The organism is Ramlibacter pinisoli (assembly GCF_009758015.1).
Lineage (GTDB): Bacteria > Pseudomonadota > Gammaproteobacteria > Burkholderiales > Burkholderiaceae_C > Ramlibacter > Ramlibacter pinisoli.
This window is the reverse complement of record NZ_WSEL01000009.1, coordinates 1,538,374-1,562,838: the sequence shown is the minus strand read 5'-3', so window position 1 is coordinate 1,562,838 and position 24,465 is coordinate 1,538,374. Positions and strand designations below refer to the sequence as shown.

Here is a 24,465-nt window from a genome sequence, read left to right as displayed (position 1 = left end):
GTCGATCAGTGTCGCGGCCGTCTCAATACGCCACTGGGAGGAGCGGAGGTCGGAGAAGCAACCTGCGGTCCCACGCCGTACCAAGATTGGAGTTGTTCCGCAGAACAGCGCCCTGTCTGCGCACACGGTGGATCGATCATTGGAGGCGGGAAGTCACTCGGTGGCGGAGTGCCTGCGGGAAGAACCCTGGTCATAGGTCGCTTCGCAGGAAGAGTGTCAGGGACAGGGACTTGCGCTTCCGCAACGGAGACAAGGCCCAGGAAAGCAACTATGACCGACGCCCTCTGCATGGACATGAGCATAGCGTGACGCAACAGGATCGCCGGTCCGGCGCCGACTGCTCGCGCTGATATTGCTTGTAATGCCAAGCGAGCCCGGCCTGCACTTGGCGCAGGTTGCAGTCAACGCCGCTGACGACGACTTTGCCGACGAGACGTCCGTAGTGGTCGACCTTTTCGCCATCGACATGCGCCCGCTGTCCGAACGCGCATGCGGAGAGCGACTGCTTTGAGCGCGCTCCAAAGGCCTGCAACTTCTCCGGAGCGTCGATTCCGGCGAGGCGCACCTTGTGTTGAACGCGCTCATCGTCCAGCACCGTTATGGTGTCTTCGTCGGACACGCCGACGACGGCGCCATCGATGTCCGCGCGCGCCCAAGTCGCCGAGACAAGGATGAATGCAGTCAGAGCGAATCGCGTGTGGATGACCATCCGAGGTAAACGCGCCTCGCGCAGGATTCGTTGATCACGGCTCCGCCGGCCTCGTCAACGCTGAGCCTCAGCTTGGTGTGTTCGAGCAGCATGCCTCTGGGAGGGCAGAGTATTACTGCGCGTGGATCAGGGCCGCGGCGGCCTTGCGCTGAATCAGGCCGTGCCCTCGAGATTTAGTGCGTCATCAGTTATCCTTGTCCCAAGAGAGGCAGGAAACGGGATGAGTAGTCTAAAAATTTCTATTCTTTGCTTAGTGGGCGCTACCCTTGTCCAACTTGCGGGCTGCGGTAGTGAGGATGAAATTCAGAAGGTGTCCCGAGCAGTAGCACTGGATCGCGAGAGGGAAGCGTGTTTTGATAAGGGCCTTAACTACTTCATGGACATCGGTTCGTATCCGACCCTGAAGTCAGCTCCCAATGAGGGTCGCCTCGCCACGGATGTGATCAAAGAACGTTGCGCGCGGACCGTGAACGCATTCGGGGAGTTGAGTATCCGGAGATAAAGAGGTCTGCCCGAGTTCGCGGGCGTGGGTGCCGAATCGCGATCTCGCCGGTGAGTGGGTACGGCCTTGAAAGCACGGCATAGGGCGAGAACTCGTGCATCCGCAACCGCCTTTAGCCGACCTACTGTCCGCCACGGGATGATGTCGCCGTGCGCAGGCAGCCGGGATGGGCGCCACGTTCAGCTGCAGCTGCGTCGGCCCCGCTGGGCCGGCTGCTCTGCCGTTAGATCCGCCCGCTGGCCGCGCTCCGAGCTAGTCCCACTTGACCGCATCGGCCAGGAGCAGACCTACTTCCCGTTGATGTCACGAATCAAACGGACTCGATCCGCTCATTGATGCACTTGCCCCAGGCAACTACTGTGACGCGAAGTACCGTGCCGGGGGCTCGCCGAAGTGCCGCCGGAACATGGCGATGAATCCGCTCGGCGTGGCGTAACCCAAGGCATCGGCCACGCTCGCTACGCTCTCGCCGTGGGCCAGCCTGTCGACAGCCGCCATCAGTGCCGCTTGCTCGCGCCACTGCGCGAAACTGATCCGCACTTCTTCCTGGAAAAGCCGCGTCAGCGTGCGCGATGACAGGCCTGCCCAGGCAGCCCATTCGTCGCGTGTCCGGGTATCTGCCGGGTTGTCCAAGATGGCCGTGGCGATGCGCAGCAACCGCCGATCGCGCGGGATCGGCAACTGCATTCGGTCGTGCGGGGCCGACGCCAGCTCGTCGATCAGTACCGCCATCAAGCGGCCTTGCGCGGCATCGAGACGCTCCTGGGCCGTCCAGAGCACGGCGCGCGGCACGATGTCCTCGATCAACGGGTTAACCTCAATGACACAGGGGCGCGGCGGCATCGGCCGACTTGCTGCAGGAGACAGGTAGAGATGCCAGCTGTGGCTGACGCCGTTGCTGTTGACCGCGTGCGGCACGCCGGGGGGCACCCAGGCAGCCCGTCCCGGCGGAACGGCCCACGAGCCGTGCGTGGTCCGCACGTGCAATAAGCCGTCTTTCACACACATCAACTGGCCGCGGTGGTGGCTGTGCCAGCTGCCCTCGCGCTTGGCCTGGCGTCCCGTGAACGACGGCGTGCCTGCCGCGGAGATGGCGAGCACGCGATGCCCGATGCGGCGGGCGCCTAGGTCGTTCAAAGCCTGGTTGTAGGAGGCCAGCGAGGGGAAGACTTGCTGTTGCGCTTTCATGGCTCGATCTCGCAATTTCTTTGCAGCGTGACGCTATCGCGTCCAGGCCAGGAAGTGGGAAATTTCGCTTCGCCCGTCCCACTTATAGCGATTTCGAGCCATGAATCCCATCCGCCTTCCCGCGTCACCCGGCGCCACGGCAGTCCTGATCGTCGGCGCCGGCCCCACGGGCCTCGCGACCGCCCTGCTGATGGATCGCTTCGGCATCCCCTTCATGGTCGTCGAGCGCAATGCCGGCCTCACTGACCACCCGCGCGCCCGTGGCACCTGGGTGCGCACCATGGAGCTGTTCCGGCAGTGGGGCATCGAGCGCGCGGTGAAGGCGCGCGGCCTTCCAGACGATGCCAATGGCTTCGCCTTCGTGGAGTCGATCACGGGGCACGAATACGGACGTGTGCCGCGCGAGATCGATTTCGGCCAGACGCCGGCGTGGAAATGCACGGTGTCGCAGGACGTAGTGGAGGACGAGCTTTACCGCGTCGTGCGGCAATCCAGGCTGGGGCGTGTCTGCTTCGACACCGAATTCCTGCGCTACGAGGAGACCGCCGACGGCGTGGTGGCGTTTACACGCGACACCAGGACCGGCGAGGAAACGAAGAGGCCGGCCCTCTACCTGGTGGCCGCTGACGGCGCCGGCAGCGGCCTGCGCCGGCAGATGGACATTGCGATGACAGGCCCAGCCAGCCTGGCCATCATGAACAACGACTACTGGCAGGGCGATCTCTCGCACGTGCCGAGCGTGCGCCAAGTCGGCGTGTTCCGCATTCTGCCGGGCGACCCCGGTGTGTCGCAAGCCAGCGTGCTCAACACCAATGGCGCCGACCGCTGGCTCACCGTGACCAAGGTGGGCGACGGAAGCGACGTCACGCCGCCACAGCGCAGCGATGCAGAAGTGGTACGGCTCGCGCGCGCGCATTCGGGCGTTCCCAACCTGGACGTGAAGATCATCAACCGCTCGGTGTGGCGGGTGAGCAAGCAGGTGGCGGCACGCTACTCGCGCGGCCGGGTGTTCCTCGTCGGCGACGCTGCGCACCGCTTTCCTCCCACCGGCGGCTACGGCATGAACACCGGCATCCAGGACGCCCACAACCTGGCATGGAAGCTCGCCTTGGTGCTGCGCGGACAGGCGGGTGAGGCCTTGCTGGACACCTACGATACGGAACGCCGGCCCATCGGCCAGGCCAATGCGGACTTCAGTCACGGCAACACCGTCCGTTTCATGAAGCTGGAGGAAGCGTTCCGATCCCGCAACCTGCAGGCGATCAACTTCTGGATCAAGGACGTGGTTCACCACAGCCACAGCATCGGGCTGGGGCTGGGCTTCAGCTACGACGACGGCGCGATCGTGCCGGACGGCACGGCGCCCCGCGGCCTGACACTGGGCCGGTACGACCCCAGCGACCGGCCCGGCGGCCGCTTTCCCCACCTGTGGCTGGACCTGGCCCGGCAGCGTTCGACACTGGATCTGTTCGATCGCGATTTCGTCATCGTGCACGGTCCCCGGTCGGCCGACTGGAAAGCCGCCGCGCGCGACGTCTGCGAGCGCTTGGACGTGCCGATCCGCACGCATGAACTCGAGTCGGTGGACGCGCGCGACGGCCTCGACATGGGCCTGTACGGCGCGGTGCTGGTCCGTCCCGACGGCCATGTGGCCTGGCGCATGCCCTGGGTGCCGGAGGAGCCGGCCGCCAGCCTGGCCTCGGCAATGGAACACACGCTTCGGCGCCAAGGCGCCGCGACGCTGCGGAGGGCGGCGTGACAATCCACGGCCTGCACCATTTCACGCTCCGCTGCGATGCCGAAGACCTCGAAGGGCTGCGTGCCTTCTACTCGCAGGCGCTGGGACTCGAACCAGGCCCACGGCCCACGCTGCGCTTCGGCGGCTATTGGCTGTATGCCGCCGGCCAGCCGGTCGTGCATCTGTATGCCTCCGGCCGCGCCGCCAGCGTCGAGGCCGTCGCACTCGACCACGTGGCCTTCCGGGCCAGCGGTCTCGCCCCCACACGCAGCCGGCTCGCGGCGGCCGGCATCGGCTTCACCGAGGCGCCGGTGCCCGGCTGGACCTTGCACCAGGTCTTCCTTCGCGATCCGCTGGGCCTGAAGATCGAGCTCACGTTCGACCTGGCCGAGGAAGGGGAGCAGGCCGGATGACCCGCTTCGTGGACTTGCACGGTCATCGGACGGCGTACGACGTCCGAGGCGAAGGCGCCCCCATCCTGCTGGTGCATGGCGCCGAGGCCACGCGCGAAAGCTTCTCGGCGCTCGCAGAAGCCCTCGCCGCCCATGCCTGCGTCGTCACCTACGACCAGCGCGGCTGCGGCGAGTCCGCCGCCGACGCCGGCGAACACCACATCCCGGACCTGGCGCAGGATGCGAACGATCTCATGGAGTCGCTCGGATTCGCCCGCTTTGCGGTCATGGGGACCTCGCTGGGTGGCCGCATCGCGCAATCGGCGGCGCTGGGGCAACCGGCCCGCTTGACGGCACTGGTTCTCTGCAACACCTGGCCACTGGACCGCGCGATCGCCGATCTCCATCCGGAGGGGGCGAGGAAACTACGCACCCTGCGGGCGGGACTACCGTCATCGGCGCGGGCGCTTGCGGAAATGTTCTACACGCCGGCGCACGTCGCTACGCATCCGCAGCTGGCGGACCGCTTCGCACGAGCGCCCTCGACGTCGCGGCGCGGTTTACTAGCGGCAGAAACGCATCCGCTTCTGCGCGCGGAGTCCATCTCCGTGACCACCCTTTGCCTGTCGGGCAGCGAAGACCGAGTCGTGCCGTCCCGAGTGGCGAAAGGTCTGTCGGCGCGCATTCCCAATTCGCGCTTCGAGCCGCTCCCGGGTGTTGGGCATTCCGCGGCCGTCCAGGCGCCTGCGCTGCTCGCCGACCAGATCGCATCGTTTTTGGACCGTTCCATTCACCATCTCTGAAAGACTGCTTCCATGACAGCATCTCTCCTACATCGCCTGGCCAAGGCTGCTGCAGCTATCGCCGTGGCTAGCTTCGCCAGCGTAGCGTGGGCCCAGCAAACCGTCCGCGTGGTCGTGCCCTTCGCGGCCGGCAGCTCCACCGACCTGCTGGCCCGGCAGCTCACCGATGCACTGCGCAAGGTCAACGGCAACACCTACGTGATCGACAACAAACCCGGCGCCAGCGGGATCATCGGCTCGTCCGAGGTGAACAAAGCGAAGCCAGACGGCGCTACGCTGCTACTCACGACTGGCGGTCACATCACCAATGCGGTGCTGTACGAGAAGCTGCCTTACGAGCCGATTGGAGGATTCACCCCCATCTCGCAGCTCACGTCGACGGCGGGCTTCCTGCTTATGGTGCCAGCCAACTCGCCTTACAAGACGCTCGAACAGCTGATTGCCGCCGCCAAGGCGAAGCCAGACACCGTCAGCTACGGCTCGGCGGGCAACGGCAACACCACCCACCTTGCGGGCGCGCTGTTCGAGAAATCGGCTGGCCTCAAGCTTATCCACGCGCCCTATAAGGGCTCACCCATGAACGACCTGGTCGCGGGCCACATCCAGATGCTGTTCTGGGGCTCCTCGTTCGCCACGCCGATCGTGAAGGATGGCAAGGCGCACGCACTGGCTATTGCCGGCGAGAAGAGGATTGCAGAGTTGCCCAACGTGCCGACGCTCAACGAGAAGGGCATCCAGGGCGTCGACGTACCGGCCTGGGCCGGGCTGTTCGGCCCGCCCGGCATGGCACCCGACCTCGCCGGAAAGATCCAGCGGGAGGTTGCGACGGCGATGAAGTCGCCCGCATTCATCCAGCAGTTTGCGGCCACCCCCGGCAGCTCCAGACTGGCATCGACACCGGCGCAATTCAGCGAGGCGATCGACAAGGAGGTGGCGAGGCTGAAGCGAGACGTGACGCCCCTGGGCATCCGGATGGATTGAGGATGCAGGACGCGCACCAGTCTCTGACCACCTTGCGGGCGCAGATCGACGAGACCGATGACCGCATCGTCGCGCTGCTGGCCCAGCGCTTCATGCTGACCCGGCAGGTCGGAGAGTGCAAGGTGGCCATCGGCGAACCTCCCATCAGCCCAGCGCGGCAGACGGAGCGGCAGCACCTGTTGTCTCAGCTTGCCTCGAAGCACCGCGTGGACGAACTGCTCGTGCGGCATCTGTTTGACGTCGTCCGTCAGCACACCCTCGCGGATCACCAACGAATTGCGGCGGAGAGTTTCGTTGATTTCCAAGATGTTGCTTCCGGCAACGAGCGCACGCAAAACTACGGCTGAACGGCGAGTGCACGGCGCGGTCCGCAAGCCAAGGTCCTCAGTCAACGCTAGCGCTGCGCTATTTCGTTTCCGGGAAGGGCTCCCGACATGCAAACCGCAATGGACGCGGCGTAGTGCTTTCGGCGCGGAACTTCCCGGGGCCACCGCTCAACTCAAGGACTACGCCGCAGGACGCTATCTCCCGCCCAGCAACTTTAGCTCGAAGGTGAACCCTCACCCGCGCCACCGAGAACGTAGCCCGACTGCGCCTTCCAGACAAGCGGCAATCGGCGTGAGAGTTTGTTGAGCCGCTCGCTCCCTGCGTCCTGTCAAGCACGGCCGCAGCGCAGAGGGGGCCGAGCCCCCTCAGCCTGAAACTCGCACGTTCAGCAACGTCACATCTCGGCACAGACGCTCCCAAGCGCGCTTGCGGCCCCAGAGTTAGGTTCCGAACATAGCCTTCTCCGTCAAAAAGGGGTTTGGCGATGCGCAGCGAGAAAACCCTGGCCAGCGTGACCACGCTGTTTGCGCTCGTCTTAGCAGCCTGTGGAGGCGGCGGGGGCGGCGGCACCGCCCCTGCGCCCGGGGCAGCATCCGAGGGCACGGCGGGGGCTGCGAGCGCCCCGGCCGCCGCATCGAACCCTGCGAGCGCACCAGCCCCAGGCCCCGCAACCACTCCTCCGGCGGCATCAGGCCCTGCAGCTCTCCCTCCCGCAGCGGGTCCGGCCAGCCCTGCACCGCCGCCGGCCGCCGGAGGCGGCACCTCAAATGGTGCGCAGTTCGCCGCGTTCGGCCCTCTCGCCGTGGCGTCCTCTGTCGCTTTCGCGAGCATAGGAGCGTCCACGGCCGGGCCAAAGGCGGCCCGGCTTGCCCAAGGTGGCGCCGTCATTGCGTGGACCCAGGCGGGAGCGCTAATCGCCCAGCTGATCGACGCCGCCGGCGGACCAGTAGGCCCTCAGCTGGCAGTCGCCAGCCAAGCCACGATCTTCAGCGTCGCAGGCACCTCCAACGGCGAGTGGGTCATCGCCTGGAGCGCCTCCTCGGGACCGGCCGCGGCCACGGTGCAGATGAGACGCTACAGCGCGAGCGGGGCACTGCTGCAGGACACGACTTCAGTCACCACGGCCCCGGCGGCGGCGATCGACGCAGGCTTGGACGTCGCCGCAGCGCCCGACGGCGGACATGCTGTCGCCTGGTCAGCGCAATCGACAGCGGCGGGGCCGCGACAGATCTTGGTGCAACGTTTTTCCGCGAACGGCGCTGCGGTCGGGAGCGCTCCCACAGTGGCTAACGAGACCCAAGGCGACCAGGCGCAGCCACGCATCGTGCCACTCGCAGACGGCTCCCTCGTACTGACATGGCTGCAGACCCAGGGCGATGCAGCCTTAGGCGGGCTCAGCTTCACGATCACCACCCGACCGTTTAGCGGCTTGACGGCCCCCTTGGCAGCCGCACGGGGCGTGGCGGCATCCGCGGCAGCTGCGACTTTTCCGTTCGCCGCAGCGCCACTGGCAGACGGGCGCGTGGGACTGGCCTGGGGACAGCCGGCGTCGACTAGCTCGAGCTCGCCCCAGGCACGCTGGCAGATCGTCGACGCGCAAGGCAACCCAGAGTCTGTCATCGGAGGAATCACGGTCCTGCAAATCGACTCGGTGGCCATCGCGCGGGCAGACCGGGGCTTCACCGCGTTTTTCCAGACGGTCATTGGCGAACGCCGCGGGACCACCGCCAGCATCAACTCAATCGCCGTCAACAACGATGCCGTAGCCGCCGCAACTGTCTTGACACAGGAGGTGGACCGAACCCTGAACCTGGTGGTCTCTCCCACCCTTGGGATCTTTACTGGGCCTGCCGCGCCGGGCTTTGCCGTCGCAGGCGGATCAGACGGCCGCTACGTTCTCACGTATGCGAGCGCGACAGCCAACGGAGCGGATGTGATCGCGTTGGGCAAGTGACCCGCCGGAAGTGGTTCCCGGACGCAGCTGTGGACGCAGCGAATTCTTGTTGTCGGAGGTACCGCCCAGCAAGTGAAGGACGTCGCGAACTGCCAGTGAGAGCGGGCATGTCCGCTTCTGGCGGCGGATTCAACCGGTCGACGCAACGCGTTCGTCGAACATCTCAGCCGGCGTCCTGAAGCCCAGAGTCTTCCTCGGACGCTCATTCAATTTTCGTGCGATCGCATCCAAGCTGGTCTGCGAGTAGCTTGAGATGTCCAGGCCCTTGGGCAGGTACTGCCTGAGCAGCCCATTGGTGTTCTCATTCGAGCCGCGCTGCCATGGGCTCTGAGGATCACAGAAGTACACCTTGATGTCTGTGGCCAGCGTGAAGCGCTTGTGAGCTGCCAACTCCTTGCCGCGGTCCCATGTGAGTGATCGATAGAGTTCCTGCGGCAGCTTCCGGGCGTGGCGCACAAGTGCATCGACCACAGTCTGCGTGTCCTTGCCACCCACCTTCACCAGCATCACGTATCGTGTCTGCCTCTCCACAAGGGTCGCGATCTGGCTGTTGCCACTGCCGAAGAACAGATCGCCTTCCCAATGTCCTGGCACTGCTCGATCTTCGACCGCAGCAGGACGCACGCTGATCGAGATCGCGTCAGAGATCTTGCCGTGCACCGCGGTCTTCTGCGTATGGTGGCGTGAGCGGCGCATTCCACGCGTTCGCCTCAGATGCTCGAGCAGTTCCTTCTTCAGAGCACCTCGCGCCTGGATGAAGAGGCTTCGGTAAATGGCTTCGTGTGACACCTGCAGGCTCTCGTCGTCTGGATAAGTATGCTTTAGCCAGCCCGCGATCTGCTCGGGCGACCACTGGCTCTGGAGCGGGACGCAAGCCCAGTCACGGAACGATGTAAAGGCCAGTGCAGCGGTCACTTTTCGCCACTCGTCGGGTTCCCTCGTAAACACGCGGAGCTAGGTAGCTACCTCCAAGCCGGAGGACGGCAGCAATCGACCCGCGGTTGCCCTCAGCCGCCGCTGGCCCGCTTTTGCTTCTGTTCAAGATCATGGGATAGGTCTTCTGCCCCCCGTGGACCTGAAGTCGCAAGGAACTGCTCGATCGAATCGGCGCTGTGCATCGGTGTAGGGTCCGCGGCGGCGCTGACCACAGTCGTGCCGGTTGACGCCTGTTGCGCGGAATCGGATCAGGACCTTGTCTTCGCGCGGGATGGGAACAGGCAGGCGCCTGACGTGCAGGACCTCCGGGCGCCGCCGGCGGCCGTGATGACTGAGCAGTTGTGTTCGACAGGAATGCTCGTACGGTGACTGTTCATGCGTTGTTAAGAGTGAGGGCGGCGAGGCAGTCGAATCGCTGCGCTGCTGGAAGACATCGTACCGGCCCTCGATGGCCTCGACGCGTCGCAGCCCGACGAGGCACTGCTGCACCAGGCCGTGGAAGCGAATGTCCGCCAGACCGTGCGATTGCTGCGCGAGACGCCGGAGGGTCAGGCGCGTCTCGCGCAAGGTACGATGAAACTCGTCGGCGCGGTGTACGAGCTTGAGTCAGGGCGGGTGCGCTTCCTTGAATAGCCGAGATAGCCTAACGATCCATTCAGGGCAAGTCGTTGAGACGCTGCTGCAGCTGAACCAGCCTGGCGCCGGCCACATGAAGGCCAGCACGAGCAGCTGCCACGGGAGCCGGCGCTCGCCCGTCGTGACGCCGGCCTGGATCCGACGCTCGACGAAGGCTGTTTCAAACTATACCGGTACGCTCGCCGTGCACTTCGGCCAATGTCCAGTGTCGGGAATCGCCGTCATCGCGCGTTCGAACTGGACCGACCGCACTCAGTCTTGAGTGGTCCTTCCTCCGGCTTCCGCGAAGGAACATTTCTAGCCGAAAGCTGCCATCAGCCGGCGGACTAGGAATCCACGGGTCGTGCTATCCGAATGGTCGAGCCCGGCGGGGCAGACCGCCGCAGCCACGGCGACGATCAGCGCTAGAGCGACGAGGATGATGCCGCCCGCGACGATCAACGGCAGCAGCGCAATGATGATGTACGCCAAGACGATGCCCAGCGCGATCTCCAGGATCATGTAGTTCTCCTCTACCCCGCTGATGGGTTTGATGTGCCTTAACATGGGCCTTATCAAGGCGGACATCGACAGAACTTCCACAGCACTACCGAAGGTGATTGGCACGCGTGTCCACCTTCATCGCGCACATGACCAAGCCGAAGCCAAGATCGGCTGGCACTGGACCACGCGCCTGTTGAGTTTCTGATCCCCATCCGGACGGACTTGCTCCGTTCGATCCCAGAACTGCGGCTCAGCCCTGCAGACTCGACGTCGATCTGTTCCCCGCCACCCCCAGGCTGCTATGCCTAGATCAAGCGCGCGAATGTGATCGAAATGCCGGCCGAGACCAATCAAGCCTTGTGGGGTCGCTGAATGGACGAGCAAATCCAGCACTGGCACGACGTCGAGCGCGCCATAAGGGACATCGAGAGAAGATTGCTGATCGCCCAGACGCTGTTGCAGCCCGGCGCGGTGCGATCAGCAGTGTCTGCACTACGACAACAGCTTGAGGAAGCCCAGGCCGCTGCAGACCGGGCGCTTGAAGCTTGCCTTGGCCAAGTCAACGAACACAGCGGTCTACCGCGCCGAACTACCTGATGCCTCGTCGGAACCGCTCCGCCGGCGCAGTCCCCGGCCGCTCGGTCATCCGCTCGCCCAGCAGTAGACTGGGTTGGACTTGGCCACCTAACGCTTCCGGCAGATTGGCGTACTGGGACTTGCCGAGGCCTGATGAGTGCACGGCCGCATCTGGCCGGAAGCAGCCGTAGCGCAGAGTAGCGAGCTCAAGCGCTCCGCTTCGCGAGTCCGCGCAGTCCGGCTGCTGCGGTGACTCGTCGAAGTGTGGGAGTCCGTCATTCAGGCTGACCCACGGCGGCTTACTGCCTACCGAGAGACATGACGATTCGGGACATCAGGTCTTGTTACGGCGGCCCGCAGAGATCGATGGCCACATGGACTCTAGGCCCGACCTAGCGTTGCTCCGAATCGCCATCAGGGAAGGCGGCGCTGCGCCGCTGGTGGCTGCCGCCATGCTGTGCCGGACCGCCGGCGCGTCATGCAGTGACGACTAAATGTCTACATAACTTGGATAGATGCCCCGTTACGGTGCAAAATAAGCACTTTTGGTGCGCTGGCGTGGCGTCAAAAGCACGATTCATGCTGACGGCCAGCGCGAGGCCAGGCTGTTTCGGCCGCAACGCCCCACACCGTTTAAGGCGAACGAACTGCCGCATGACGACAGCCATCCCCAGCCAAGCCCTCCCCGTATCCGAACCCGAGGGGCCTACAGTTTGGTTGCGCTTTCTTACGCCCCTGCTCGGACTCACCCTGCTCATCGGGGCTCTTGGCGTGGTCGGCTATCGCCACCTCAGCGAGGGTGTCCGGCGCGACAACGATCGCACGCTGGCCGTGATCGCCGAGCAAAAGCGCCAGCAGATCGAAGGTGTCCTGGCCGATGCGCGGATGGATGCCCAACTGAATTTCGCCAGCCACTCGCAACTCGAAAACCTCTTCGGCCGCTGGATCGCTGGCGGGCGCCGCGACGGCGCCATGCAGGAATGGATACGCCGACGTCTGGTCGAAGTTGCCGAGATTCGAGGCTGGGACGGCGTACTCATGTTCGATGCCAGTGCGAAGCTGGCGCTGGCGGTCGGCCAGGGCAGTCTTGCGAACGAGCAGGAACGAATCCTCGACATCATTCGACGACCGCGAATCGAACTCGTTGACCTGCACGTCGACGCGGCCGGCAGGGTGCACTATGGCATTCTGTCACCCATCGGCGGGGCCGGACAAACGCCGCATGGCGTCGCCTACATCAGCTGGCCTGCAGACAGCACCCTCTATCCGCAAGTCAAGTCCTGGCCGGTGCCGACGCAGACGGCGGAAACCTATCTGGTGCGCCGCGAGGGCGCGGACGTGCGCTTCGTGACACCGCTGCGCCACTTCGAACGCGCAGATCTGGGTTTCGTGCAGTCCATGAGTCGTCAGGATATGCCGGCCGCCCGAGCGGCCCGCGGCGAACACGGAATCATCTCGGGAGGGCGTGACTACCGGAATGTTCCGGTGCTGGCCTACGCCGTCCCGGTTGCCGGCACGTCCTGGCTGATGCTTGCCGAGATCGATGAAGTCGAGGCCTACGCGGCCATCCGGGCCATGGGCTGGGAGGCCGGCGTGCTGGTCGGTCTGGGGCTGCTGCTGGTGTATTCCGGCGCATTCCTGCTCTCGCGCCGTGCCCGCCAACGGGCCGAGTTGGCCAGCCTGCAATCCCACCAGGCGGCGGAGTCGCGCTTCCGCGTCGTCTTCGAGCAGGCGCCGCTGGGCGTCGTCATGGTCGATGCCAGCAGTGGGCGTATCGTCGAAGCCAACCAGCGTTTCGCCGAAATCGTCGGACACAGCCATGAAGATTTGCCCGGCATGGCACCTGTGCGCTTCACGCACCCCGACGACCGCGCCGAAATCCGCACGCAGATCGAGCGACTGCAACTTGGCGAGAGCCAGGTCTTCCGGCTGAACATGCGCTACGTCCATAGCGACGGATCGGTGATCTGGGTCAGCCTGACCGCATCCCCGGTCAAGGTGGCGGACGCCGCCGCACCGCGCTTCCTGTTCATCGTCGAGGACATCACGGCTCGCATGTCCATCGAGGAGCGTCTGCGCATCAGCGAACAACGGCACCGCCTCCTCGCCGACAACGCCATCGACGTGATCATGACGATGGACCTGGCCGGACGCTTTTCCTATGTCAGTCCGTCGGTCGAACGGCTGCTCGGCTACACGGTGGACGAAATGCTGAGTCAAACCCTGAGCGACGTGCTGACACCGCCGTCGCTGGCCACCGTCGAGGGCTATTTCGACAGGCTGCGAGCGGCCCAGGGCGGGGGGGGCGCACTCTTTTTCCGTGACGAGTTGGAGTGTCGCTGCAAGGACGGCGCGACGGTGTGGGTCGAGCTGACTGTCAGCCCCTTGCTGCGTCCTGATGACAGCCTGGTCGAGATTCTCGGCGTGGCCCGCGACATCAGCGAGCGGCGCCGCTACGAGGTCGAACTGCGCGGCGCCTACGACGCCGCGGAGGCCGCCAACGCGGCGAAGAGCGAGTTTCTGGCCCACATGAGCCACGAAATCCGTACGCCGATGAATGCCGTGCTCGGATTAGCGCAGGTGCTCCAACGCGAGCCCCTGGCCAACAACCAGCGAGATATGGTGGCGCGCATCCGCGGCGCCGGCCAATCCCTTCTGAGCATTCTCAACGACGTGCTCGATCTGTCCAAAGTGGAGGCTGGGCAACTGCGTATCGAGCCGCGTCCTTTCGAACTGTCCAGTCTGCTCGCCGACATCGACAGCTTGATGGGACAGGCAGCCAACGCCAAGGGCTTGACATTGCGTGTCGCCTTACCGGACACCGGGGCGGACTTGCTGCTCGGAGACGGCCTGCGCCTCGAACAGGTGCTGCTGAACCTGATCGGCAACGCGATCAAGTTCACCGAACGAGGCGAAGTCACCTTGATCACTTCGTGCAGCGAGCGCAACGAGGCGGGTCTGCGGCTGCGTTTCGAGGTGCGCGACAACGGTATCGGCATCGTCCCCGAGGCCCTGGAACGGCTTTTCGAGCCATTCGCCCAGGCCGATGCAGGGATCAGTCGCCGTTACGGTGGCACGGGACTCGGGCTGTCGATCTGCAAACGCCTGGTCGAGTTGATGGGGGGGCAGATTGGCGCTACGAGCGAGCCGGGGCAGGGGAGCTGTTTCTGGTTCGAGCTGCCCATGTTGCTGGCCGAGGCACAGGCCGCCCCGGCACTGCCCGGACGACCAGTGCGGCCGATGGGGCCTTGTCTGGTCGGAGCGCACCTGCTGGTGGTGGACGACAGCGCTATGAACCGCGACCTGGTCGATCGGGCGCTTCGCCAAGAGGGCGCTCGCGTCAGTCTCGCTGCCGATGGCCAGCAGGCCGTGCAGATCCTGTCGAATCGATCGGATGCATTCGACGGAGTTCTGATGGATGTGCAGATGCCGGTGATGGACGGACTCACAGCGATTCGCATGATCCGCGACAAGCTTGGCATGGTCGACCTGCCCATCATCGCGTTCACGGCCGGGGTCGGGGCCAAGCAGCAGGCGGCCGCCCGCGAGGCTGGCGCCAACGACGTGCTGCCCAAGCCGATGGATCTTGACGAGATGGCGGAACTGCTCTCGCGCTGGATTCTGCCCCGGGTGCCAGCGGTGGCTCAGGGGCAGGGGCAGGAACCAGGCAACGAATTCCCCGACATCCCGGGCATCGACCGCGAGCGCGCGGCACAACGCCTGGGGCACGATCGAGACATCTTCTTGTCGCTGCTCGACTTCTTCATCAAGGACAACGCCGACGCGGTGAAGCATGTCCGCGCGGAACTGGCGGCGGGTGACCGCGAGGCCGCCGGGCGCCGCATGCATACGCTGGCCAGCAATGCCGGTTTTCTGTGCGCGCTCAATTTGATGGAAGTGGCGCGCCAAGCCGAAGCGGCCATCGACCGGGGCGAGCTCGAGCTCGAGCTCGAGGCCATGCTCGATGCGATCGCCGCGCAAGTATCAGAGTTGGTCGAAGCCAGCCAGCCTTGGTGCCTGACCGTCTAAGCGCGCTGCAGTTCGATCCTGGCTGCAGCGTCGCTAATCGGACGCCTCCATTGCGCAGAGCCAGGGCAGCCTGCTCGGTTCAATCCTACACTTCCGAGATGGTTGATGAGCTACAAGAGGAACTGGAGCAGTTGCGGAAGACGTATGCGTCGTCGAAGCCCGCAGCTAGACTGGGTGTTATCCGCCAGCGGCTTTCTCGCGCAGACGCGGAGGTCGGTCCGACGAGGTTGGTGACAGTGGTGTCGGCGGTGGAGGCACTAGCTAGGTCCCTCGTGGTTCACGCGCCTGGTCGACCAGCTTCAAGCGCGCACTTCCGGTACCAGCAAGTCCGTCTCAAGGCGCCTCTGGAGTTGGTAGAAGAGGCGCTGCGGGTCTATGGGGCGTCCCCAGCGGTCGAACAGTACGGCGAGGAGACGTGGCAGATGTTCGAACTCGCACACAAGTACCGCAATTTGGTGGTCCATGAGTGCACCTATCTCGGCCAGGACAAGTATCCGGGCCTGGTCGCGGCGTCACAGCGAGTGCTAGAAGGTCTGGTCGTAGCCGGGGGACTGCCCCGCTTGGTCTCAGCCCAGGCCTGAGCGGCCGAGCAGGGCTGCGTTTGGCCGAGAGCAGCCCTAGATCCGTGCGCACAATTCGGAGCAAGCCAGGTAGAGGTCGGGGCGTCTTTCGCAGGCAAGCCGGCGGACAGGCACGAAGGCAGTCGACCTTTTGACGTTTAGCCGGTCCCGCAAGACATGCGCGGAGTCTAGTCCTGCGCGCGCAGGTCACGAACCAGGGCAGCGAACTCCTGCGGATTGAGGTCCGACACCAGCCAGCGGCGCATGCCGTGCGCGGTCCAGCCCGCCAGCTGGAAGCCGCGCTGCTGCGCCAGGACCACGCCCTCGTCCGCGCCCGCTACCGGCCAGGCGTAGGACTCGGCGACGTGCCCGGCATGGCGCAGCACAAGTACGGCCACCGGGCGGCCATCGACGAAATCGACCCGCGCACCCAGTAGTTCGCTGCCCAGCGGAGGTGACACCGGCGGAGAGAAATCCAGCCGGCCGGATAGCCAGGGCTTGACCGTGTGGTGATCCGAGGAAGCGACGTCGACCAGACGTCCGGACATGATCGCGCGCGCATGGCTGGCCAACACCTCGCCCTGGATGCGGCCGACATCCTGCTGGGGCAGCAGGAGCCACTGCACCGAGGCCAGCACTAGGGCGAGCGCAGCCGCCCCGGCAACGAAGGACGGCCAGGCGATGGCCCAGCGCCGCCGCGGCAGCGCGGGTGAGGGGCGGACCTCCGCGCGCAGCAGCGCTTGCACGTGGTCGCGCAGTTCGGGCGGCGCAGCGTGATAGCTCGCATGCTCCCGCACGGTCGTGCGCAATGCGCGCAGGCGCTCCACCGCGGCCCGTTCGACGGCGTCGGTGTCGCGCTCGAGGGCCAGCTGGCGCTCGAGCTCCAGTTCGCCGTCGACGAAGGCGTTCAGCAGCCGCGGATCCATGCTCATCGCCGGCCCTCCTCGTTGGCGGCGCGCGGCACGGCCCTCAGGCCCGGCCGCGCCTCCGTTCGCAGCGCCGCGCGCAGTTGGTCGCGGGCGCGCGCCAGGCGCGACATCACTGTGCCCACCGGCACCTGCGCGATGGTTGCGATGTCGCGGTAGCTCAAGTCCTCAAGTTCGCGCAGCACCAGCACCTCGCGGTAGTGCACGGGCAGGCTGGCCAGCGCGCGATTGACCTGCGCGCGCTCGTCGCGCAAGGCGGCGGCCACGTGCGGCTCGTCGCGTTCGGGCGCGGGCAGCTGTGCACCTTCGTCCTCCTCGTCGTCCAGCGGCGACAGCAGCGCGGGCCGGTTGTCACGCAGCCAGCCCATGCAGGTGTTGCGGACGATCGCCAGCAGCCAGGGCCGAGCATTCTCACCGCGGAAGGCGGCGAAGTAGCGCAGCGCGCGCAGCATCGCCTCCTGCACCACGTCCTGCGCGTCCTGCTCGTCGCGCGTTAGCCAGCGCGCGAGATTCCAGGCCGCATCGAGATGTGGCAGCGCAAGCCGCTCGAAGCGGCTCAGGTCGGTCTCGTGCGTCACGGAGGTCCTTACCGCAGGCAGCGCCAGTTTATTCCCCTTGCCCCTGCGAGCCGCAGGGGCGTGGAATGTGCGCGCGCTTGCGCCGGTACTGCACGCACGCAATCCACTCCAGGAGCAAGCATGACTGAACTCGATCGCAGGCAATTCCTGCAACTGGCCGCCTTCGGCGGCGCGGTGTTCTCCTCGGCGCTGCCGGGCGTGGCGCGCGCGGCGGCGGACGACTTCTACTTCGTGCAACTGTCGGACACGCACTGGGGCTTCGAAGGGCCCGAGAACCCCGACGCACACGGCACGCTGCCTAAGGCGATCGCGGCGGTGAACGCGCTGGCCGAGCAGCCCGACTTCGTCATCTTTACCGGCGACCTCACCCACACCACCGAGGACGGACGCGAGCGGCGCAGGCGCCTGGCCGAGTTCCAGCAGCAGGCGCGGGCGCTGAAGGTGCGCGAGGTGCGCTACATCCCTGGCGAGCACGATGCAGCGCTAGACCAGGGAAAGGCCTTCAGCGAATTCTTCGGGCCCACGCACTACGTGTTCGACCACCGGGGCGTGCACTTCATCGTGCTGGACAACGTCAGCGACCCGGCGGCCAAGCTGGGCGACGCGCAGCTCGCCTGGCTGCAGGCGGACCTGCAGGGGCAGCCGCGCGACGCGCGCATCGTGGTGTTCGCGCACCGGCCGTTGTTCGACCTCTACCCGCAATGGGACTGGGCCACGCGCGACGGCGCTCAGGCGTTGGAGCTGCTGCAGGCGCAGACCAACGTCGTTGTGTTCTACGGCCACATCCACCAAGAGAACCACCACATGACGGGCGCGATCGCACACCACTCGGCGAAGTCACTGATATTCCCGTTGCCCGCGCCGGGTTCGCAACCCAAGCGCACGCCGGTGGCCTGGGACCCCTCGCAGCCTTATCGCGGGCTGGGCTTCCGCGAGGTGGAGGCCGAGCCGGACACGCCGCGCTACGTGCTGTCCGAACTGCCGGTGACACGGGGGTGATGCGATGGCCGTCAATTCCCTGCGCCGAGCGATCGTCATCGCCCTGCCGGCCGCCGCGCTGGCGCAATCCGAAGGCGTGCTCGAACTGCACGTGGTGGCGCGGCGCTTCCGGTTCGATCCCGAGACCTTGCGCGTGCGCGCCGGCGTCCCGGTGCTGCTGCGCCTCACTTCGCCCGAAGTGCCAATGGGCTTCAACCTGCCGGACTTTGGCGTGCGCACCGACATCGTCCCGGGCAAGGAGGCGCAGCTGCGCTTCACGCCACAGCGCACGGGACAGTTCACCTTCCTGTGTGACGTGTTCTGCGGTAACGGACACGAGAACATGAGCGGGACGCTGGAGGTCCACGGCTGAAAAGCCGGGGCCTCCGCTAGAGTTTTGCGGCGCACAAAAGGGCGGAGCTGCCACGAAAATCGACGAGTCCTGCGGCGAGCTCGGCCGTTCTGCAGCCCATCAGAGCCAGCAGCAGGACGTTCAAAAGCTGCTGCAAATGGTACTGGAGGCGCGGCGCGCGCGTCGACAGGAGATGTACGACCTTCTAGTGGACATGCTGACGTCCGATATCAAGTTGCGGCAGTTCATTCGCGAATAGGTTTCTGCCGTCGGGCCGGGACGTCATCCAGGATCGGCAATCGCGGTATTGCGGCAGTACTTCTCCAAGCCTTCACGTTTTGTCCAGGAAGTCTGCTTGGGGTCGATTGCCGCTGTCGCAAGCAGGTGAGTGCTTCCTGGCGGCCGAGAGACCTGACGACATGGAAGGCGGCCGCTCGCTCCCGCCTGCGCATCTCGTTTGCGGAATTTTGCCAACCTTAGGGACATACCCGCGCTCAGGTCGACTCCACCCAGAACCCGACGCATCATCAGCAGCGGCAGGCGTTCTTTGCAAGTTTCTTCAGCCTGACCATTGAGCCCTCTGGCAAAGAACCAGAGGGCTCTTTTTGTGCCCAGTCGGTTGCCCGCTACTGGTCAGCAGCAGGCTGGATGCCAGACTTGCCTCAAGGCGCCGGTTCTACGTCCGCGGATCACATGAGGCTGAGAGCGCCCCAAGCAGGCATGAGACCCGCACGATCACACCAAGCGCGCGGTCGCACAGGTTGCGCGACGCTTTCACCGTGATCTTCTCGCCGCGGGCGCGCATCGCCACCTTTTCCCTCCTCCGAGTGCGCCGGCGTCCGCTGCTGGCCAGGATGAGCTTGTCCACCAAGCTGAGCAGCAGGCCGCCAGGTCGGCCTGAGCCTTGCATGTGTAGCTACGCCACGCGTTGACGGTTAATCTCGCGCCTTCGAATTTGAACCAGAAGCTGCCCATGCAGACTTCGGCCTCGGCCGCGCTCCAGGTCCTTTGCGTCTTCGGCACGCGGCCCGAGGCCATCAAGATGGCTCCGGTGGTCCGCGCGCTCAAGGCCGATGGGCGCTTCGACTGCCGCCTGTGCGTCACCGCACAGCACCGCCAGATGTTGGACCAGGTGCTCGAACTGTTCGACCTGGTGCCCGACGAAGACCTGAACCTCATGCGCGCCGACCAGGGCCTGGCGGAGCTCAGTGCCCGCGCGCTCACCGGCCTGGACGAGGTGCTGCAGCGCCGCCAGCCTCACGTCGTGCTGGTGCATGGCGACACCACCACCAGCTTCATCGCCGGGCTGGCCGCCTTCTACCGCCGCATTCCGGTGGGGCACGTGGAAGCGGGCCTGCGCACCGGCGACTTGCACGCGCCGTGGCCCGAGGAATTCAACCGGCGCGTGGTGGGCCTGGTGGCGCGGCTGCATTTCGCGCCCACGCAGCGCGCCTTCCGCGCGCTCGTGAACGAAGGCGTGCCGGCCTCGCACATCGGCATCACGGGCAACACGGTGATCGATGCGCTCAAGGTGGTGAGCCAGCGCCTGGACGAGGACACGGCGCTGTCGGCGCGGCAGGCGGCGCTGCTGCCCACGCTCGATCCCGCGCGCAGACTGATCCTGGTAACCGGCCATCGGCGCGAGAACTTCGGCGAAGGTTTCCAGAACATCTGCCGCGCGCTGGCCGAACTGTCCCGGCGGCCGGATGTGCAGATCGTCTACCCGGTGCATCTCAATCCCAATGTGCAGGGCCCGGTGCATGCCATGTTGTCCAGGTGCGGCAACGTGCACCTGATTGCGCCGCAGGACTACCTGCCCTTCGTGTGGCTGCTCAAAAACTGCCACCTGGCGCTCACCGACAGCGGCGGACTACAGGAAGAGGCGCCCGTGCTCGGCAAGCCCGTGCTGGTCATGCGCGAAACCACCGAGCGGCCCGAGGCGCTCGAGGCCGGCACCGCCGAACTGGTGGGCACCAACGTGCAGCGCATCGTGGGCGCCGCGGCGCGCCTGCTGGACTATCCGGCGGCCTACCAGCGCATGGCGCAGGCCCACAACCCCTACGGCGACGGCACTGCAGCCACACGGATCGCGCACCTGTTGGCGCAATGGGACAGGACCCTGGTGTGACCCTGGTCGACTTCCTCGCGTTCTTCTGGCTGGTCATCTCCGTGATGCTGCGCATCGGCGTCGTGATCATCCTGATCAGTTCGATCGACGACTTCTTCATCGACCTGCACTACTGGTACTGGCGCCTGACGCACCACGGGGACTGGCGCCGCAGCGATGCGCTGCCACCCCATGCCGACGCCCTGTACCGGGATCGGCAGCAGCACATCGCCATCATGATCCCGGCCTGGCACGAGGCACCGGTGATCGCGCGCATGGCCGACTATCTAGCCAGGAGCTTCGACTACGACAACTACCACGTCTTCATCGGCACCTATCCCAACGACCCCGAGACGCAGGCGGAGGTCGACAAGGTGGTGGAGCGCTACCCGCACCTGCACAAGGTGGTGACCAACCGCGCCGGACCCACGACCAAGGCCGACTGCCTGAACCACATCATCGCCGCCATCACCGCCTTCGAGGCCAGGCACGGCCTGCACTTCGGCTGCCTGGCCTACCACGACGCCGAGGACGTCGTGCACCCCCTGGAACTACGCGTGTTCAACCACCTGGTGCCGCACCACGACCTGGTGCAGCTTCCGGTGATGCCGTTGGTGCGCCCCTGGTGGCAGATGGTGGGCAACCACTACGTCGACGAATTCGCCGAATGGCATGGCAAGGACCTGCTGGTGCGCCAGCGGCTCACCGGTCAGGTGCCCAGCGCTGGCGTGGGCACCGCTTTCAGCCGCAAGGCGATCGCGCTGCTGGAGGAGATCAACGAAGGCCAGGTCTTCGACACCTCCGCCCTGACCGAGGACTACGAGATCGGCGTGCGCCTGCACGAGGTGGGCGCGCGCCAGATGCTGGTGCATTACCCCGTGCGCTTTGAGGGACAGCCGCCGGCCTGGTTCCGGCGCGCGGGTGTGCAGGACACGGTGTGCGTGCAGGAGTACTTCCCCCACGCGGTCTCGGGGGCGGTGCGGCAGAAGGCGCGCTGGGTGGTGGGCATCGTGTTCCAGAGCTGGCACAAGCTCGGCTGGCGCGGCGACCTGGCCATGCGCTACATGCTGATGCGCGATCGCAAGAGCGTGCTGGCCTTTCCCTCACTGCTGCTGGGCTACCTGATCGTGCTGTCGGTGCTGGTGCGCGAAGGGCACTTGCTGATCGACCCCGACTGGTGGCGCTTCCCCGACCTGATTCCCGCCGACAGCACCTTCTGGACGCTGGCCTTCATCAACTTCCTGTTCATGCTCAACAGGCTGGCGCAGCGCTTTGTCTGCACGCAGCGCCACTACGGCTTCTGGCAGGGCGTGCAATCGGTGCCGCGCATGGTGGTGGGCAACTTCATCAACATCGGAGCCTTCTTCCGCGCCTTCCTGCTGATGCGGGCTAGCGGACGCAGCGGGCGACCGGTGCGCTGGGACAAGACGCACCACGTCTTTCCCGACCTGCACGCCGGGGAGCGCGAGCCATGAGAGGCCCCCTCCGGATGCTGGGCCTGCTGGCGGCCCTCGGCGGCGCGGCCGCACCGGTGCATGCCAACTGGCTGGCCAGCGAGTTGCGCGCCTATCGCAGCTTTCCCAGGCTCAACGAGGCCCTGCGCCTGTACGACCTCCGGCAGTACGACAAGGCCCGCGAATACATCGACCAGGTCGAGCGCATCGACCCCGGCAGCCGGCAAGCCGCCGTGGTCAAGTTCAACATTTGCGAGAAGCAGAAGGACCATGCCTGTATCCGCGAGCTGAGCCAGGCTTGGCAGGCGCGCGCCCCCGGGGACGGGCTCGGGACCGCCCTGGCGACCTACCTGGCGTACGTTGATGGCCGCGACGCCGACCTGGCGCAGCTGGCGCCCGAGGCCCTGCGAGGCAGCGGACTGACGGCGGCCGTCCGTCGCACCCTCGGGCAGGAATGGGTGAGGGCGCTGCTGCGCCTGGATCGTTTCGACGATGCCAGGGCGGCCATCGAGTGGCTCGATGCCAACAAGGTGACCATCGGCGATCGCGATCGCAGCGCGTGGCAGCAGGCCATTGCCGCGGGCACGTCGGCGCCGGTGGCGCGCGGGATGCCGACGGGACCGAGCGTGCCGCCGGCGCAGGTCGTGCCCGGCGCACCGGCCCCATCCCAGCCGGCAGCGCGCGCGCAGCCCCCCGTGCGGGGCGCACCCGGCGCGAGGGCCGCCCAGTCGGTCGCACCCGCGGTGCCCACGCCGCCGCCGGCTCCGCCCCCACGGCCCTCGGCGGAATCGGAAGTGCTGCCGCTGATCGAAGCGGGCCGGCATTCCGATGCGGTCGCCAGGATCCAGCAGCTGCAATCGGAAGGCCGCCTGACTGCGCAGGAGCGCGAAGCTTTCGTGCTCACCTTGCAGGGCCGCGACTGCGCGGGCGTGCTGCGGCTAGTGCCGCCGGATGCATCCTCACCGCTGACCACGGCGCGCCAGCAACTGGCCGCCGCCTACTGCAGCGGTCAGGCCTCGGCCCGCGCCGGCCGGCATTTCGCCGCGGCGCAGGCCCTGGCCGGCGGCGACGCCGCCTTGGCAGCCCAGGCACTGACCGGCAAGGCGAACGCCCTGGCGCTGCAAGGCGACGCCGCCGGCGCCCGGGCCGCGCTGGCCGAGGCGGTTCGCATGGCGCCCAACGACGCGCAGGCGCGTGCCGCCCATGGCTACCAGCTCAAGTCCGCGGGCGCCGACGAAGAGGCCCTGCGCGAGTTCGAGGCGGCCTGGCAGCTCGACGGCGCGCGCACCGAGCTCCTGCCCGAGATGGCGCTGCTGGCCCAGCACCTGAACCGGCGCGAAGACTCGATCCGCTACGGCCGCGCCGCCATCGACGAGTCCGACGGCATCCGGCGGCGCCAGCCTCTGTCCGAGGACGAGGCCCGGCGCCGCCTGTTCGGCTGGCGCCGCGAGGTGCAGACGCAGGAAGACCGCTTCAACTGGATCGCCAACGCCAACGTCCGGCTGGATCATGGTCCCGACATCAACCAGCCGCTCTCGCCGGTGGACTATGCGCAGTACGCCGGCTCGCTGAACCTGGGTGGCTCCTACCGCTACACGCCGCTCGGCGCGCAGTTGCCCACCTGGGCCTTCGCGCGCGCCGCCACGGGCCTGCAGGACCGCAGCCTCGCGTTCGAGCCCGAGAACAAGCTGCTAGGCCTGGGCGTGCGCCAGCGCCTGTCGCGGGACTACCTGGCCGTCGCTTCGGCGGAGTACCTGTGGCGCAAGTCCGCCGCGTACCCGGACGACGTCATGCTGCGTCTGTCTGGCTCGCACACTTGGAATGGCGACTGGAACCCTGCGGACCGCCAATGGAATTTCGCCAACGTCTACGCCGACTTCGCCTGGCTGGTGCGTGCCGAGACCTACTACGCGACGCTGTCGGGCGAACTGGGACGGCACTACAAGTTGCCCGATGTCCCCTTCGATGCCAGCGTCATGCCCTACCTGCTCGGCAGCTACACCTCGAGCAACGACAGCATCGGGCGCGCCGCCGTGGACCGCCTGGACGTCGGGCTGGGCCTGGCGTTCCAGAGCTGGCACTGGGAGGACAAGCACCGCGCGCCGGCCCTGAGCCATCGCCTGTCGCTCGAGGTGCGCCGGGTGGTGGGTGGCAACACCACCGATCGCCATGCCGTGCAGCTCAAATGGATCCTTCAGCATTGAGCGAGCGCAGCTTCTGGCCGGATGCGGACATCCCACTCTGCGGACTCGCAAT

The 24,465-nt window shown here is 66.2% G+C and carries 19 protein-coding genes and 1 pseudogene; 14 read left to right on the top strand and 6 right to left on the bottom strand.

Annotated elements, in window-relative coordinates; translation table 11 throughout:
• Window positions 1-268: 268 nt before the first annotated feature.
• Complete coding sequence (locus GON04_RS21840) at window positions 269-709, bottom strand: thermonuclease family protein (protein ID WP_157400095.1); 441 nt, start codon at window positions 707-709, stop codon at window positions 269-271.
• Window positions 710-1,565: 856 nt separating this feature from the next.
• Entirely contained in the window at window positions 1,566-2,399 is an 834-nt protein-coding gene (locus GON04_RS21835; protein ID WP_157400094.1) for an AraC family transcriptional regulator, read from the bottom strand.
• A gap of 100 nt (window positions 2,400-2,499) precedes the next feature.
• Between GON04_RS21835 and GON04_RS21830 the strand changes: the two genes are divergently transcribed.
• The 6 genes from GON04_RS21830 to GON04_RS21805 all read left to right on the top strand — a co-directional run bounded on the left by GON04_RS21830 (window position 2,500) and on the right by GON04_RS21805 (window position 8,594).
• Window positions 2,500-4,158 (top strand): FAD-dependent monooxygenase, encoded by a 1,659-nt coding sequence (locus GON04_RS21830; RefSeq protein WP_157400093.1) that lies wholly within the window; start codon window positions 2,500-2,502, stop codon window positions 4,156-4,158.
• Window positions 4,155-4,550 carry a VOC family protein gene (locus GON04_RS21825; protein ID WP_157400092.1) on the top strand — a complete coding sequence of 132 codons (396 nt, stop codon included), beginning with the start codon at window positions 4,155-4,157 and terminating at the stop codon, window positions 4,548-4,550. Before GON04_RS21830 ends, GON04_RS21825 begins: the two co-directional genes overlap by 4 nt.
• Window positions 4,547-5,332: an alpha/beta fold hydrolase gene (locus tag GON04_RS21820; RefSeq protein WP_157400091.1), complete on the top strand. Its 786-nt coding sequence runs from the start codon at window positions 4,547-4,549 to the stop codon at window positions 5,330-5,332. Before GON04_RS21825 ends, GON04_RS21820 begins: the two co-directional genes overlap by 4 nt.
• A 12-nt stretch (window positions 5,333-5,344) precedes the next feature.
• Window positions 5,345-6,313, top strand: coding sequence for a Bug family tripartite tricarboxylate transporter substrate binding protein (locus GON04_RS21815; RefSeq protein WP_157400090.1), 969 nt, complete (start codon window positions 5,345-5,347; stop codon window positions 6,311-6,313).
• Between the two features lie 2 nt (window positions 6,314-6,315).
• Complete coding sequence (locus GON04_RS21810; RefSeq protein ID WP_157400089.1) at window positions 6,316-6,660, top strand: chorismate mutase; 345 nt, start codon at window positions 6,316-6,318, stop codon at window positions 6,658-6,660.
• 1,046 nt (window positions 6,661-7,706) lie between these two features.
• Window positions 7,707-8,594: a hypothetical protein gene (locus GON04_RS21805; protein WP_157400088.1), complete on the top strand. Its 888-nt coding sequence runs from the start codon at window positions 7,707-7,709 to the stop codon at window positions 8,592-8,594.
• 129 nt (window positions 8,595-8,723) lie between these two features.
• Here GON04_RS21805 and GON04_RS21800 read toward each other — a convergent pair.
• A pseudogene (locus GON04_RS21800) lies at window positions 8,724-9,458 on the bottom strand (IS30 family transposase); the annotation flags it as partial.
• 483 nt (window positions 9,459-9,941) lie between these two features.
• Between GON04_RS21800 and GON04_RS27300 the strand changes: the two are divergent.
• The gene (locus tag GON04_RS27300; protein ID WP_181653782.1) at window positions 9,942-10,163 is read left to right on the top strand and encodes a carbonic anhydrase; all 222 of its coding nucleotides are present in this window, start codon (window positions 9,942-9,944) and stop codon (window positions 10,161-10,163) included.
• 300 nt (window positions 10,164-10,463) lie between these two features.
• On the opposite strand, the gene GON04_RS21790 is transcribed toward GON04_RS27300, so the two are convergent.
• Window positions 10,464-10,667 carry a hypothetical protein gene (locus tag GON04_RS21790; RefSeq protein WP_157400087.1) on the bottom strand — a complete coding sequence of 68 codons (204 nt, stop codon included), beginning with the start codon at window positions 10,665-10,667 and terminating at the stop codon, window positions 10,464-10,466.
• 354 nt (window positions 10,668-11,021) lie between these two features.
• Between GON04_RS21790 and GON04_RS21785 the strand changes: the two genes are divergently transcribed.
• The gene (locus GON04_RS21785) at window positions 11,022-11,246 is read left to right on the top strand and encodes a hypothetical protein (protein WP_157400086.1); all 225 of its coding nucleotides are present in this window, start codon (window positions 11,022-11,024) and stop codon (window positions 11,244-11,246) included.
• A 633-nt stretch (window positions 11,247-11,879) separates the two neighbouring features.
• On the top strand, window positions 11,880-15,254 hold the full coding sequence (locus tag GON04_RS21780; RefSeq protein WP_157400085.1) for a PAS domain-containing hybrid sensor histidine kinase/response regulator: 3,375 nt from the start codon (window positions 11,880-11,882) through the stop codon (window positions 15,252-15,254).
• A 748-nt stretch (window positions 15,255-16,002) separates the two neighbouring features.
• Here GON04_RS21780 and GON04_RS21775 read toward each other — a convergent pair.
• Together GON04_RS21775 and GON04_RS21770 are read right to left on the bottom strand one after the other, a co-directional pair.
• Window positions 16,003-16,740 carry an anti-sigma factor family protein gene (locus GON04_RS21775; protein WP_198349381.1) on the bottom strand — a complete coding sequence of 246 codons (738 nt, stop codon included), beginning with the start codon at window positions 16,738-16,740 and terminating at the stop codon, window positions 16,003-16,005.
• A 2-nt stretch (window positions 16,741-16,742) separates the two neighbouring features.
• A complete protein-coding gene (locus tag GON04_RS21770) occupies window positions 16,743-17,318 on the bottom strand; it encodes a sigma-70 family RNA polymerase sigma factor (RefSeq protein WP_181653703.1) in 576 nt (191 codons plus the stop codon).
• Between the two features lie 120 nt (window positions 17,319-17,438).
• On the opposite strand from GON04_RS21770, the gene GON04_RS21765 reads away from it, so the two are divergent.
• From GON04_RS21765 to GON04_RS21745, 5 genes are all read left to right on the top strand, one after another.
• Complete coding sequence (locus tag GON04_RS21765; RefSeq protein ID WP_157400083.1) at window positions 17,439-18,317, top strand: metallophosphoesterase family protein; 879 nt, start codon at window positions 17,439-17,441, stop codon at window positions 18,315-18,317.
• Window positions 18,318-18,321: 4 nt separating this feature from the next.
• The gene (locus GON04_RS21760) at window positions 18,322-18,669 is read left to right on the top strand and encodes a cupredoxin domain-containing protein (protein ID WP_157400082.1); all 348 of its coding nucleotides are present in this window, start codon (window positions 18,322-18,324) and stop codon (window positions 18,667-18,669) included.
• A 952-nt stretch (window positions 18,670-19,621) separates the two neighbouring features.
• Window positions 19,622-20,776, top strand: coding sequence for a non-hydrolyzing UDP-N-acetylglucosamine 2-epimerase (gene wecB / locus GON04_RS21755; RefSeq protein WP_157400081.1), 1,155 nt, complete (start codon window positions 19,622-19,624; stop codon window positions 20,774-20,776).
• Entirely contained in the window at window positions 20,773-22,230 is a 1,458-nt protein-coding gene (locus tag GON04_RS21750) for a glycosyl transferase family protein (RefSeq protein ID WP_157400080.1), read from the top strand. Before wecB ends, GON04_RS21750 begins: the two co-directional genes overlap by 4 nt.
• Window positions 22,227-24,413 carry an NfrA family protein gene (locus GON04_RS21745; RefSeq protein WP_157400079.1) on the top strand — a complete coding sequence of 729 codons (2,187 nt, stop codon included), beginning with the start codon at window positions 22,227-22,229 and terminating at the stop codon, window positions 24,411-24,413. The genes GON04_RS21750 and GON04_RS21745 overlap by 4 nt, the downstream gene beginning before the upstream one ends.
• Window positions 24,414-24,465 lie beyond the last annotated feature (52 nt).